At 64.5% G+C, this 12537-nt stretch carries 9 protein-coding genes; 1 reads left to right on the top strand and 8 read right to left on the bottom strand.

The features are described 5' to 3' along the window. Nucleotides 1-41: 41 nt before the first annotated feature. The 3 genes from BLR94_RS15695 to pmbA all read right to left on the bottom strand — a co-directional run bounded on the left by BLR94_RS15695 (nt 42) and on the right by pmbA (nt 3459). Complete coding sequence (locus BLR94_RS15695; protein ID WP_084306928.1) at nt 42-1418, bottom strand: class II fumarate hydratase; 1377 nt, start codon at nt 1416-1418, stop codon at nt 42-44. Next, on the bottom strand, nt 1411-1806 hold the full coding sequence (locus BLR94_RS27970; protein WP_231570190.1) for a FagA protein: 396 nt from the start codon (nt 1804-1806) through the stop codon (nt 1411-1413). The genes BLR94_RS15695 and BLR94_RS27970 overlap by 8 nt, the downstream gene beginning before the upstream one ends. A 306-nt stretch (nt 1807-2112) precedes the next feature. Further along, nucleotides 2113-3459, bottom strand: a complete 1347-nt coding sequence (gene pmbA / locus BLR94_RS15685) for a metalloprotease PmbA (protein WP_084306930.1) — start codon at nt 3457-3459, stop codon at nt 2113-2115. Between the two features lie 197 nt (nt 3460-3656). Between pmbA and yjgA the strand changes: the two genes are divergently transcribed. Continuing rightward, the gene (yjgA, locus tag BLR94_RS15680; RefSeq protein WP_084306932.1) at nt 3657-4175 is read left to right on the top strand and encodes a ribosome biogenesis factor YjgA; all 519 of its coding nucleotides are present in this window, start codon (nt 3657-3659) and stop codon (nt 4173-4175) included. A gap of 26 nt (nt 4176-4201) precedes the next feature. Here the strand turns inward: yjgA and tldD are convergent, their stop codons facing one another. From tldD to BLR94_RS15655, 5 genes are all read right to left on the bottom strand, one after another. Then, on the bottom strand, nt 4202-5644 hold the full coding sequence (tldD, locus tag BLR94_RS15675; protein WP_084306934.1) for a metalloprotease TldD: 1443 nt from the start codon (nt 5642-5644) through the stop codon (nt 4202-4204). Then, nucleotides 5641-6495: a carbon-nitrogen hydrolase family protein gene (locus BLR94_RS15670; RefSeq protein ID WP_084306936.1), complete on the bottom strand. Its 855-nt coding sequence runs from the start codon at nt 6493-6495 to the stop codon at nt 5641-5643. Before BLR94_RS15670 ends, tldD begins: the two co-directional genes overlap by 4 nt. A gap of 14 nt (nt 6496-6509) precedes the next feature. After that, nucleotides 6510-10337 (bottom strand): YhdP family protein, encoded by a 3828-nt coding sequence (locus BLR94_RS15665; protein WP_084306938.1) that lies wholly within the window; start codon nt 10335-10337, stop codon nt 6510-6512. A gap of 31 nt (nt 10338-10368) precedes the next feature. Beyond that, nucleotides 10369-11826: a ribonuclease G gene (gene rng / locus BLR94_RS15660; RefSeq protein WP_084306940.1), complete on the bottom strand. Its 1458-nt coding sequence runs from the start codon at nt 11824-11826 to the stop codon at nt 10369-10371. Nucleotides 11827-11922: 96 nt separating this feature from the next. Continuing rightward, nucleotides 11923-12504: a Maf family protein gene (locus BLR94_RS15655; RefSeq protein ID WP_084306942.1), complete on the bottom strand. Its 582-nt coding sequence runs from the start codon at nt 12502-12504 to the stop codon at nt 11923-11925. Between the last annotated feature and the right edge of the window lie 33 nt (nt 12505-12537).

Below are 12537 nucleotides of genomic sequence, written 5' to 3'. Positions count from 1 at the left end.
AAAATGCGCAGGCAAAATGACCTGCGCGGCGTTTTCAACCGTTACAGACCGCCTTCGGTGAGGCGCTCCGGGTTGAGCAGTTGCTCGAGTTCGGTTCGCCCCAGATCGGTCATTTCCTCGGCCACGTCGATGATAGGCCGCCCCTCGCGGTATGCCTTCTTGGCAATTTCCGCAGCCCTCTGGTAGCCGATCAGCGGGTTCAGCGCCGTCACCAGAATGGGGTTACGGCCCAGTGCCTCCTTGAGCTTCGGCTCGTTGACCTTGAAGCTGGCGATGGCGCGATCCGCCAGCAGGCGGCTGGCGTTGGCCAGCAACTCGATGCTGCCAAGCAGATTGTGTGCGATCACCGGCAACATCACGTTCAGTTCGAAGTTGCCGGACTGGCCCGCTACCGCAATGGTGGCGTCGTTGCCGATGACCTGGGCAGCGACCATGGCAGTGGCTTCCGGAATCACCGGATTGACCTTGCCCGGCATGATCGAGGAGCCGGGCTGCAGCGCCTCGAGTTCGATCTCACTGAGGCCGGCCAGCGGGCCGGAGTTCATCCAGCGCAGATCGTTGGCGATTTTCATCAGCGACACGGCGGTGGTTTTCAGTTGCCCGGACAACGCCACTGCGGTGTCCTGTGAGCCAATCAGCGCGAAGAAGTTGCTGCCCGGGGTGAACTGCCGCCCTGTCAACGCATTGAGCTCCTGACAGAATAGTTCGGAAAATCGCGGGTGCGCGTTGATACCGGTGCCGACTGCGGTACCGCCCTGCGCCAGGGCCTGAAGCGCGGGCAGCAGGCTGGTCAACAACTGGATGTTGCCCTGGATCTGCTGCGCCCAGCCGTCGAGTACCTGGCTCATGCGCACCGGCATGGCATCCATCAGATGCGTACGGCCGGTTTTCACGAAGGGCTGTACTTCGAGGGACTTCTCGCAGAGCACCTTGAGCAGGTGGCCGAGCGCCGGCAGCAGATTCTCGCTCACCTCGACAGCGGCACTGACATGGATGGTGGTGGGGATGATGTCATTGCTGCTCTGGCCACAGTTGACATGGTCATTCGGGTTGACCGGCTCGCCAAGGATGCCCGTGGCCAGGGTGGCGATCACCTCGTTGGCATTCATGTTGGAGCTGGTGCCGGAACCGGTCTGGAATACATCCACCGGGAAGTGCCGCATGAAGTCTTCAGCCAGCAACTGCTGGCAGGCGGAAACGATGGCGTCGCCCTGGGCGGGCAGGATCTGTTCCAAGTCGACGTTGGCACGGGCAGCGGCGGCCTTTGCCAGTACCAGCGCACGAATGAACGCCTTGGGCATCGCCAGGCCGGACACCGGGAAGTTGTTGACCGCACGCTGGGTCTGGGCCCCGTAGAGGGCCTCGGTAGGGACTGCCAGTTCGCCCATGCTGTCGCGTTCTATGCGGGTGTTACTCATAGGGATTTCCTTCTGCCAATTCGGACATCGAAAGAGAGGGCTGCATGCGCAGGGTGGCCAGGCGGTTGCGTACGCGATTAAGGCTGTGTTGCTGATCGCGATTGGTCGCCAGGTGCTGCAGCGCGTAGAGGGAGCGGTAGGCGTGATCCAGGCAGACACTGCGCCAGTGCCAGGGCAGCGCCGTATCGCAGGCGGTGTCCATGAGCAGATTGAGGGTGGTCAGCGACATCCGCCAGGGACACAGACGCCCATGCTCGACCAATTGGCGGCCCTGCGCCCAGTGCAACTCGAGCAGCCTGGGCTCATCGGGAAGCAGGCCGCAACGGATTCGGAAACCCAGCCAGTACCAACAGTCCAGACAGGGCGTATTGCTCGAGCGAAATCTCATGGCTCACCTTTTAAAAGCTAATAATATTAATTCCTATATAGAAAGAATAATCAATACCGAATTGATGTGAAGCGCCATTGGTCTCGCCGCGAAGCATCGCGGCTGCGCCCAAAGGCAAATATGCAGAAAGAGAAAATGGCCGAACGGCCGGCAATACGCTGCCATCTGCGTTCAGTATTCGGGAAAGAGAGTGAGAGGACGGGCACCACCACATTGCGTGGCTAGCCAGAGTCCGCTGACGTTTTCAGGGGTGGCAACGAAAACGTCCGCGGCTCGACAATCGGGCGCCTGCAGCGCCCACTCGAATCAGCTGCCCGCGACGGTCATCTTCTCGATCAGCACCGAGCCCGTACGGATATTGCTGCGCAGCTCCAGGTCGCTACCGACCGCGACGATCTGCTTGAGCATGTCACGCAGGTTGCCGGCGATGGTCACCTCCTGCACGGCGAACTGGATCTCGCCGTTCTCCACCCAGTAGCCACCCGCACCACGGGAGTAGTCGCCGGTGACCATGTTCAACCCATGGCCCATCAACTCGGTGACCAGCAGGCCACGGCCCATGCGCTTGATCAGCGCTTGCTGGTCTTCGTCACCATGGCTGACGAACAGGTTGTGTACACCGCCGGCATTGGCCGTGCTGGGCATGCCCAGCTTGCGCCCGGAGTAGGTACCCAGGATGTAGGAGACCAGCCTGCCGCCCTCCACGAACGGTTTTGCGTAGGTGGCCAGGCCATCACCATCGAATGCGGCGCTGCCCATGGCGCGAGGAATGTGCGGACGCTCATCGAGGTTCAACCAGGTGGGAAACAGTTGCTCGCCAAGTGTTCCCTCGAGAAACGATGACTTACGGTACAGCGCGCCGCCGGAGATGGCGCCGAGGAAACTGCCGAACAGGCCGGTGGCCAGTTCCGCGGAGAACAGCACCGGCACCTCGCAGGTCGGCACGGGGCGCGCGCCAAGACGGCTGACCGCACGCTGCGCGGCGCGGCGCCCGATACTCGCGGCATCGGCGAGCAGCTCGCCTTGGCGGTTCACGTCATACCAGTAGTCACGCTGCATCTGCCCGTCACTTTCGGCGATCATCACGCAACTGAGGCTATGCCGGGTGCTGGCGTAGCCGCCGATGAAGCCGTGGCTGTTGCCGTATACACGGCAACCCTGGTGGGTGCCCAGGCTGGTGCCATCGGCATTGCGAATGCGCGGATCGGCGTCGAACGCCGCTGCTTCGCAGACCAGCGCGCGCTCGATCGCCTGTTCCGGGGTGATATCCCAGGCGTGGTACAGATCCAGCTGCGGTAGATCGCGAGCCATCAGTGCCGCGTCGGCAAGGCCGGCACTCTCGTCTTCCGACGCATGCCTGGCAATGGCCAGGGCAGCCGCCACGGTTTCGCGGATCGCTGCCTCGCCGGTAGCCGAGGTGCTGGCCGAGCCCTTGCGTTGGCCGATGTAGAGGGTAATGCCGAAGCCTTGGTCGCGGTTGAACTCGACGGTTTCCACTTCACGCTGGCGCACGCTGGTGGACAACCCCTGTTCCACCGACACCGCCACCTCACAGGCACTCGCGCCCTGCTTCTTCGCCTCGGCGAGAATCTGTTCGACCTGCGCCTGGAGGCCCGGTACTGCACCCGGCCCGACTACTTCCACTTCACTCATAACGACTCCACATTTTCGAAAGCAGCTGCAAGCGGCCAGCTACCAGCCGCGAGTAAATCTTTTGCCATTCGCTCTTCGCTTGAAGCTTGAAGCTTGAAGCTTGAAGCTTGAAGCTTGAAGCTTGAAGCTTGAAGCTTGAAGCTTGAAGCTTGAAGCTGCTGTTATCATGGCGGCGTTTCCCATTGGATCACCGCAAAATGTCTGATTACCTCGACGACTTCTCCGGCGAGAAGAGCAAAACCCAGGTCAAGCGTGAGTTTCACGCACTGCAGGAGCTAGGCCAGCGCCTGGCAGGCCTCAAGCCCGACCTGCAGAACAAGCTGCCGCTCACCGATGGCCTGCGTCGTGCCCTGGAAGAATCCCCCAAGCACACCGCCAACTCCGCGAAAAAACGCCATATGCAGTTCATCGGCAAGCTGATGCGTGACCAGGACATCGAAGCGATCCTGACGTTGCTCGACCAGCTCGATGCCTCCACGCGCCAGTACAACGAACGCTTCCACAACCTCGAACGCTGGCGTGATCGCCTGATTACCGGTAACGACGAAGTGCTCGAGAAATTCGTCGCCGAATACCCCGAAGCCGACCGCCAGCACCTGCGTGGGCTGATCCGCCATGCCCAGCATGAAGCGGCACAGGAAAAAGCCCCGGCCTCGTCACGCAAAATCTTCAAGTACATCCGCGAACTCGACGAAACCCAGCGCGGTTTGCGCTAGGCCGCAGTCAGGCTCGGGCCAAGCCATCAGGCCCCGGTACCGCCGACCGTGATCGCATCGATCTTCAGGGTCGGCTGGCCAACGCCAACCGGCACCGACTGGCCGTCCTTGCCGCAGGTGCCCACGCCGCTGTCCAGCGCCAGGTCGTTGCCGACCATGGACACCTTGCTCATCGCCTCGGGGCCGTTGCCGATCAGGGTCGCGCCCTTGACCGGGGCGGTGATCCTGCCATCCTCGATCAGGTACGCCTCGCTGGTGGAGAACACGAACTTGCCACTGGTGATATCGACCTGACCGCCGCCAAGGTTGGCGCAGTAGATACCTTTCTTCACCGAACGAATGATCTCCTCGGGGTCGCTCTCGCCCGCCAGCATGTAGGTGTTGGTCATGCGGGGCATCGGCAGGTGTGCGTAGGACTCGCGGCGCCCGTTGCCGGTACGTGCCACGCCCATCAACCGAGCGTTGAGCTTGTCCTGCATGTAGCCCTTGAGCACGCCGTTCTCGATAAGCGTGGTGCACTGGGTCGGCGTGCCTTCGTCGTCCATGCTCAGCGAACCGCGGCGCTGCGCCAGGGTGCCGTCATCGACGATGGTGCACAGTCTGGATGCCACCTGCTGGCCGATCTTGCCGCTGTAGTTGGAGCTGCCCTTGCGGTTGAAGTCACCCTCCAGACCGTGGCCGACCGCCTCGTGGAGCAATACGCCGGACCAGCCGGCGCCCATCACCACTGGCAGGGTGCCGGCCGGCGCGGCAACCGCTTCGAGGTTGACCAGGGCCTGACGCAGCGCTTCACGGGCGTAGCCCATGGCACGGTCTTCATTGAGGAAATAGCTATAGTCCGTTCGCCCGCCGCCGCCATGCCCGCCACGCTCGCGGCGACCGTTCTGCTCGACGATCACGCTGACGTTGAAGCGCACCAGCGGGCGGATGTCGGCGCCCAGGCTGCCGTCGGTGGCGGCGACCAGAATGCGATCCCAGACGCCGGCCAAGCTCACCGTCACCTGTTTGATCCGTGGGTCGAGCGCACGGGTGGCCACGTCGACACGCTTGAGCAGTTCCACCTTCTGCGCGCGGTCCATGACATCCAGCGGGTTCTCCGGCGCGTACAGCGGCGTCACCTGGGTCGCCGCAAAAGCCTGCACGCGCCCCTGCTGCCCGGCACGGGCGATGGAGCGGGCGGCGCGGGCAGCCTGGCTCAAGGCTTCGGGGGTAATCGCATTGCTGTAGGCAAAGCCGGTCTTCTCACCGGACTGGGCCCGCACGCCGACGCCCTGGTCGAGGTTGAAGCTGCCTTCCTTGACGATGCCATCTTCCAGCACCCAGGTTTCCGACACCTGGGTCTGGAAGTACAGGTCGGCAGCATCGATGCCGGGGCCGGCCAGTTCGCCGAGCACGCCCGGCAATTGTTCCAGGGCCAGACCGCCGGGACTCAGCATCTGCTCGCTGACGGTCAACAACATGTCGCTCATAACGTCTCCACATCAGGCTGCCGCGGCCGCGCCGCAGCGAAAAATCGTTTGTGCCGCACGACCGGCATGCGCTCGCGGATGGCCGCCTGCTCGGTGGCATCACGCTCGGCCAGTAACACGCCCTCGCCATCCGCCCGCTGCGCCAGCTTGCGCCCCCACGGGTCGATGATGGCCGTGTGGCCATAGGTTTCCCGACCGCCAGGATGAATGCCGCCCTGAGCCGCTGCCAGCAGGTAGCACTGGGTTTCAATGGCGCGAGCGCGGATCAGTACGTCCCAGTGGGCCGCACCGGTGACCCGGGTGAACGCCGATGGCGCACTGATCAGCTCGGCACCCGCTTCACGCAGGGCTCCATAGAGTTCAGGAAAGCGCAGGTCATAGCATACGGTCAAACCCAGACGCCCAACGGGGGTATCGGCAACCACCCACTGCTCGCCGTGGGCGTAATCGTCCGACTCGCGATAGCTGCCACGGCTGTCGCTGACATCCACGTCGAACAGGTGCAGCTTATCGTAGCGAGCGACGGTTTCACCCTGATCGTCGAGCAGCAGCGAGCAGGCCCTTGGCTTGCCATGGGGCTGGCTGGCCGGCGGCAACGGCAGGGTACCGGCCACTATCCACAAGCTGAGGTCACGCGCAGTGCGTTTCAACCAGGGCAGTACAGGGCCCTGACCGCTGGCCTCCAGGCGTCCCAGCTCGGCGGCATCACGCCGGCCGAGGGCCGAGAAGTTCTCCGGCAGGACCGCCAGGCGTGCGCCACTGGAGGCCGCCTCCTCGAGCAGGCGACGGGCCTGCAGCAGGTTGGCGGCGATATCGTCCTGGCTGACCATTTGGATCGCGGCGAAAGACATGCTGGCCTCCAGGATCAGTTGGGTTTCTCGAACGGTTTGTCGAAGGTCAGTTGCGGATCGTGCAGGGTACCCTTGACGTCGTACTGCACGCTGGCAAACCGCGCCACGCGGTCGCCCAGCAGCTTGTCGGCAATGAACAGGGCACCGCCGATGGCCGGCGCGCCGACGATCAGTGCGGCCAGCGGCAGGTTGTTGGTCACCGGCAGGGTTACCAGCAACTTGGCGTCGATACCCTGGTTGACCATGTTCAGGGTGCCGTCGAGTTCCAGATTGCTCGACGGTCCGGTCATGGTGATCGGGCCCTGGGTGACGAACACCCCGTCGGTGGCCGCCAGGTTGCCCTTCACCCGGTCGTAGCTCAAACCCTTGCCGAGCAGGTCGGAGAAGTCCAGGCGCAGGCGCCGGCCGATGGAGTTGAAGTTGAGCAGACCGAATACCCGCAGGGCCGAGGCGGAACCCTGGATCTCGACGAACTGCCCCTTGCGCAACGCCGCATCGAGGCTGCCCGAATAACGCTTGAGGCTGAACCAGGCCGGCGAGCCGGGCCAGTGGCCATCGGCATCCAGGCGAAAGCTTTCACTGGTAGCCGACGGCGCGTAGCCCCAGGCCTTGAGGACTTCGGAAAGCTTCTCGCCCTGCAGGCGTCCCTTGTACCAGCTGCGCGTCTGCCCGGGTACGCCTTGCCAGCCGATGCTTCCCCCCAGCCGCAGCCCCTTGAGGTTGATGTCGAGGTCGCTGAACATCACGCCTTGGGCGTCCGGACGCGCCTTGAGCGACCACGCGCCCATGTCATCCTCGCCCTGGAAGACCTGAGCGACCCGCAGGTCCAGCGCCGGGACCTGCCGCGGATCGAAATCGGCCAGCGGGTCGGGCGTGTCCGGCTCGGGTACCTCGGCGCTCTTCGGCTTGGCGGCCGGCAGGCGCACGTACTGCAGGTCGGCGACGATCGGCCGCCCGGCTTGCTCGAACAGGTCGATACGGCCCTTGGCCAGCGTGCTGTCCAGGCTCAGCGACCAGCCACCGCTGATGGGGCGCAAGGCGACATCGAGGTCGTCAAGCCGCTGCCCCAGTCCGTCGAATCGGCCGATACGCAGCTGGGCGTCGCTGAACAACTGCTGGGCGTCGTCGCGCTTCACGCTGCGGTAGGGCGCGACCACCTTCTGCCATTCGGCCAGGTCGATGCGCGACACCTTGCCGCGCACCCGCACGCCACGGGAAGTCGGCAGGATCGCCGGGCCGTCGCCCAGACGCAGCTCGCCGCGGCTCTGGTTGAACTGCCCTGGCGGCGCCGCCAGGGTAAAGCTGACCACGTTGGCGTAATCGAGCCAGTAACGCTGCTCGCGCCCCCCGAAACTCATGCGCCAGTCAGCGTAGCGCTCCTCGCTGGCGGTTTTGCCGAACGGAGCCGGCAAGCCGATGCCCAGGCCCTTGAGGTTGGAATCGACTCGCAGTTGGCTCTCCGAACCCTCGAGGCTCAGGCGCAGCCGATACGGCACGCTGCCCTGAGCCGGCAACGGCTGCTTGACACCCAGCCAGCCGGTGAGATTGGCCAGAGGAATGATGCCATTGGCCTCGATGCGGCTGCGCGCATGGCCGGGCCGGCCATCGGCGATGGCCTTGCCGGTCACCGAATGGCCCAGCGCGCGGGCACTGATCGACGGCGCACTGAGCCCCTTGCTGGTGTCATAACGAAAATTGCCAGTCACGTCGCTCAATTCCAGCGCCGGCTTGCTGATGTTCAGCGAGGCCTGGTCGGCGCTGAAGTCGACGATCACGTTGGCCTGCTCACCCTTGTGCAGCGGGATGTCCAGGTCCAGGGCGCCTTTCAGCACGCCCTTGCCCTGCCAGCCGGCGAACGTGTCGGCGACGCCAAGCGGCGTTTCCTGGAGAATCTTCAAGCCATCGCCGACGCTGCTCTGCAGTTTGCCCTTGAGCTTGAGGCGTGGCGTCGCCCCGGCGGCGACGTGGGCGATATCGGCGTAGGCGTCGCGCACCTTGCTGTCGAGGATGCGCCCTTCGGCCACCCGCACGCGCACGGCGCTGTCTTCGATCAGCACCTCGCCGCGGGCATCGCGCAATGCCGGCCAGCCGGGCTGGAACGCCAGTTCGGCATCGCGCACGGCAAAGAACAGGCTGATGCTGCGCACTGCCGGGTCCGGGTTGCGGTTGATCGAGCCCTGGTACTGGAAGTAACCCTCGTCGACTTTGCCGGCGCGAATCGCGGTCTTCAGCCACTGGTCCAGGGCCGGGCTGAGAACCGGGGTGGGCAGGTACTTCTCGGTGAACCGCGCATCGCCGTCACGCATGCCGACACGCAGATCCATGTAGTCCTCGCGCTCGGGATCCTTGAGCATGCGGATCAGGAAATCGCCGGCGATCTTGCCCTCTTCGCCCACGACCTGCAGGTAAGGTGCACGCAGGGTGAAACCTTCATCGTCGAGCGTCCAGTTCAGCCGGCCCCTGGCTTGCTGATAGGTCCAGGCCTTGGGAAACAGGGTGGTGAGGTGCAGGGAGAAATCCTCGCTGTCCACCTTCAACTCGCCCTGGCCCAGATCGCCGGTGATGCTGCCGCTGCCATTCTCTACGGCAGGCGAGGCGTGCCAGGCGGAAAAGCCGACGCGTTCCAGATTGGCTGAAAACTGCAGGCGCTCCGGCCCGTCGAACTCGGGGCGGAAGCTGGCAGTGAGGTTGCGCAAGGCACCATGGGGCTTGAGCGTCTGCAGCAGATCAAGGGCAGTTTCCGGCATCGGCGCCAGGCCTTCCACCAACGGCACCAGAGGGCCGACGTCAAGGCGATCGGCGCTCAGAGTCCAGCGCTGGGACTGCTCGCCACTGGCGGCCTGGTGACCGAGGGCGATGCGCGCCTCGCCCCAGCGGTTATCGCCACGGCTGAAGGCGAAGTCGTCGAGCAACAGGTCGAAGTCGCCCTCCCTGCGCTCGAAATAGGCATTCAGGGACAGGTCATTCAGCGCCACGGCCTTGCGTTCACGGTAACGCCCGGCCAGTTGCGGGGCATGCAGGCGGGTGACAGCACGTTGCAAATCGCGCTTGTCCCAGAGCCCCCACGCCTCGCCACCCAGTTGCAGGTGGTCGAGGTGCCACTCGCGGGTCAGGGCTGGCGGCAGCCAGGTGGCCCAGTCGCTCTGCGGTGCGCTGAGGTAGAACTCGGCACGCATGTCCTGCCAGTGCTCGGCCTGCATGCGCGTACGCACCTGCAGGGCGAGTGGCTGGCCGTCCGGCAGTTGCATGCGGGCATCCAGACGCTGACGGGTGCTGCCATTGCTCAGGCTGAGGTTGATGGCGGTGAGGCTGAAGGGTTCCAGATCCTGGGCCTGCACGCTCACCTGGCTGTCGAACAGCGCGATGCGACTGACCCTCTGTGACTGGCGCAACAACTTGGCGATATCCAGCGGTGGCTGATTCTGCCGCTGGGGCAGACCTTCCACGCTCCAGGCGCCCTGCTCGTCCTGGCGTAGCGTCAGGCTCACGCCGTCGAGTTGCAGCTCACCGATTCGCGGCTGCCAGGCCAGCAGGCTGCCAAGCAGGTCGGGCACGACACGCACCTGGTTGAGCGTCAGGCCCTGATCCCCTTCGCCGAGGCGCAGGTCGCGCACCGTCAGCAAGGGCGAGAAACCGCTCCAGTGCCCTTCCAGCGCACCGATGCTGACCGGCATGCCCAGCGCCTGGGAGGCACGGCTTTGCGCCTCGTCCCGGTATTCGGCGACCAGCGGCACCAACTGGCGGCCGAGGCTCACGTAGAAGGCGGCCAGCACCAACCCCAGGGCACACAGCCCCAGGCTCCAACGCAGCAGTACGGCGAACGCCAGCCCCAGCCGCTCCATTCAGTTCACGCCCCGGCCCGGCCGGGCCTCGTTATAGCAGCACCACATCGTATTGTTCCTGGGAGTACATGGTTTCGACCTGGAACTTGATGGTTCGTCCGATGAATGCTTCGAGGTCGGCGACGTTGCCCGACTCTTCGTCGAGCAGGCGGTCGACCACCTTCTGGTTGGCCAGCACGCGATAACCTTCGGGCTGATAGGCGCGGGCCTCGCGAAGGATCTCGCGGAAGATCTCGTAACAGGTGGTTTCCGCGGTCTTCAGCTTGCCGCGGCCCTGGCAGTGGCTGCATGGCTCGCACAGCACCTGCTCGAGGCTCTCGCGGGTACGCTTGCGGGTCATCTGCACCAGGCCGAGCTCGGTGATGCCGATGATGTTGGTCTTGGCGTGATCACGCTCCAGCTGCTTTTCCAGGGTACGCAGCACCTGGCGCTGATGTTCCTCGTCTTCCATGTCGATGAAGTCGATGATGATGATGCCGCCAAGATTGCGCAGGCGCAGTTGCCGGGCGATGGCGGTGGCCGCCTCGAGGTTGGTCTTGAAGATGGTTTCTTCGAGGGTCCGGTGGCCGACGAAGGCGCCGGTATTCACGTCGATGGTACTCATCGCTTCGGCCGGGTCGATGATCAGGTAGCCACCGGACTTGAGCGGCACCTTGCGCTCCAGCGCCTTCTGGATCTCGTCCTCGATGCCATGCAGGTCGAAGATCGGCCGCTCGCCGGGGTAGTGCTCCAGGCGGTCGGAGATTTCCGGCATCAGTTCGGCGACGAACCCGGTGATCTTCTGGAAGGTTTCCCGGGAGTCGACGCGGATCTTCTCGCTGCGCGGCCCTACCAGGTCGCGCAGGGTGCGCAGGGCCAGGCTGAGATCCTCGTAGATCACCGAGGGGGTCGGCGCGCTCTTCATCTGCTCGCCGATCTGCGTCCACAGGCGCCGCAGGTAACGGATGTCGACGAGGATCTCTTCGGCACGTGCGCCGTCGGCTGCGGTGCGCAGGATGAAGCCGCCGGCCTCCTTGATGCCCTCGGCGGCGACGCAATCGGCGACCACCTGCTTGAGGCGCTCGCGCTCGGCTTCGTCTTCGATCTTCAGGGAAATGCCCACATGACTGGTGCGCGGCATATACACCAGATAGCGCGAGGGAATAGACAACTGCGTGGTCAGCCGTGCGCCCTTGCTGCCGATGGGATCCTTGGTGACCTGCACCGTCAGGCTCTGGCCCTCGTGCACCAGTGCGCTGATGGTCTCCACCGCACTGCCTTCACGGCTGGAGATTTCCGAGGCGTGAATGAACGCCGCCCGCTCCAGGCCGATATCGACGAAGGCCGCCTGCATGCCGGGCAGCACGCGCACCACCTTGCCCTTGTAGATGTTGCCGACGATGCCGCGACGCTGGGTGCGCTCGACGTGCACTTCCTGCAGGACACCGTTTTCCACCACCGCCACGCGCGATTCCATCGGCGTGATGTTGATCAGAATCTCTTCACTCATGCGCCCATCTCTGCTTGAGATGAAGCTGAAAGCAGCGGCAGGCTCAGTCGAGCCCGGCCCATCGCGGCCTGCAACCTCTGGGTTATGCGCTGGCAGTCATTGCCAGCACGGAATCGCGAATTCCGCGAGCAGTTCGGCAGTCTCGCACAACGGCAGGCCGACCACCGCTGAATAACTGCCCTGCATCTGGCTGACGAAGACCGCAGCCAACCCTTGAATAGCATAACTGCCTGCCTTGTCGCGCGGCTCACCGGTGGCCCAATACGCTTCGATCTGTGTCTGCTCGAGCGTTTTGAAGCGTACGCTGCTGGTCACCACCCGGGCGCTGCTGCGTTCGTCGCTGATCAGCGCGACGGCGGTGAGCACCTGATGCTCACGGCCGGACAAGGCGGTCAGCGTGGCCAGCGCGTCGGCGCGGTCGAGGGGTTTGCCGAGGATGCGGCCGTCGAGCACCACGGTGGTATCGGCGCCCAGCACCACCACACCATCGCGCTCGGGCAGGTGATCGAGTACCGCTGCCGCCTTGGCCCGCGCCAGCCGCTCGACGTAGGCCGCCGGCGCCTCGCCAGGCTGCGGCGTTTCATCGATGGGCACGATCCGGGTGGTGAAGGGAACGCCGATCTGCGTCAACAGCTCGCTGCGGCGCGGTGAAGCGGAAGCCAGGTAAAGCGTTGCCATGCAGACGTCTCGCAATCAGGCGCCGCAGCGCGT

The sequence above is a fragment of the Phytopseudomonas flavescens genome (assembly GCF_900100535.1).
Lineage (GTDB): Bacteria > Pseudomonadota > Gammaproteobacteria > Pseudomonadales > Pseudomonadaceae > Aquipseudomonas > Aquipseudomonas flavescens.
This window is presented reverse-complemented; position numbering and strand designations above follow the sequence as displayed.

Bases quoted from the DNA above. Each gene is read 5' to 3' on its own strand.
- BLR94_RS15695 (WP_084306928.1), bottom strand. From the start codon at position 1,418: ATGAGTAACACCCGCATAGAACGCGACAGCATGGGCGAACTGGCAGTC.
- BLR94_RS27970 (WP_231570190.1), bottom strand. From the start codon at position 1,806: ATGAGATTTCGCTCGAGCAATACGCCCTGTCTGGACTGTTGGTACTGG.
- pmbA (WP_084306930.1), bottom strand. From the start codon at position 3,459: ATGAGTGAAGTGGAAGTAGTCGGGCCGGGTGCAGTACCGGGCCTCCAG.
- yjgA (WP_084306932.1), top strand. From the start codon at position 3,657: ATGTCTGATTACCTCGACGACTTCTCCGGCGAGAAGAGCAAAACCCAG.
- tldD (WP_084306934.1), bottom strand. From the start codon at position 5,644: ATGAGCGACATGTTGTTGACCGTCAGCGAGCAGATGCTGAGTCCCGGC.
- BLR94_RS15670 (WP_084306936.1), bottom strand. From the start codon at position 6,495: ATGTCTTTCGCCGCGATCCAAATGGTCAGCCAGGACGATATCGCCGCC.
- BLR94_RS15665 (WP_084306938.1), bottom strand. From the start codon at position 10,337: ATGGAGCGGCTGGGGCTGGCGTTCGCCGTACTGCTGCGTTGGAGCCTG.
- rng (WP_084306940.1), bottom strand. From the start codon at position 11,826: ATGAGTGAAGAGATTCTGATCAACATCACGCCGATGGAATCGCGCGTG.
- BLR94_RS15655 (WP_084306942.1), bottom strand. From the start codon at position 12,504: ATGGCAACGCTTTACCTGGCTTCCGCTTCACCGCGCCGCAGCGAGCTG.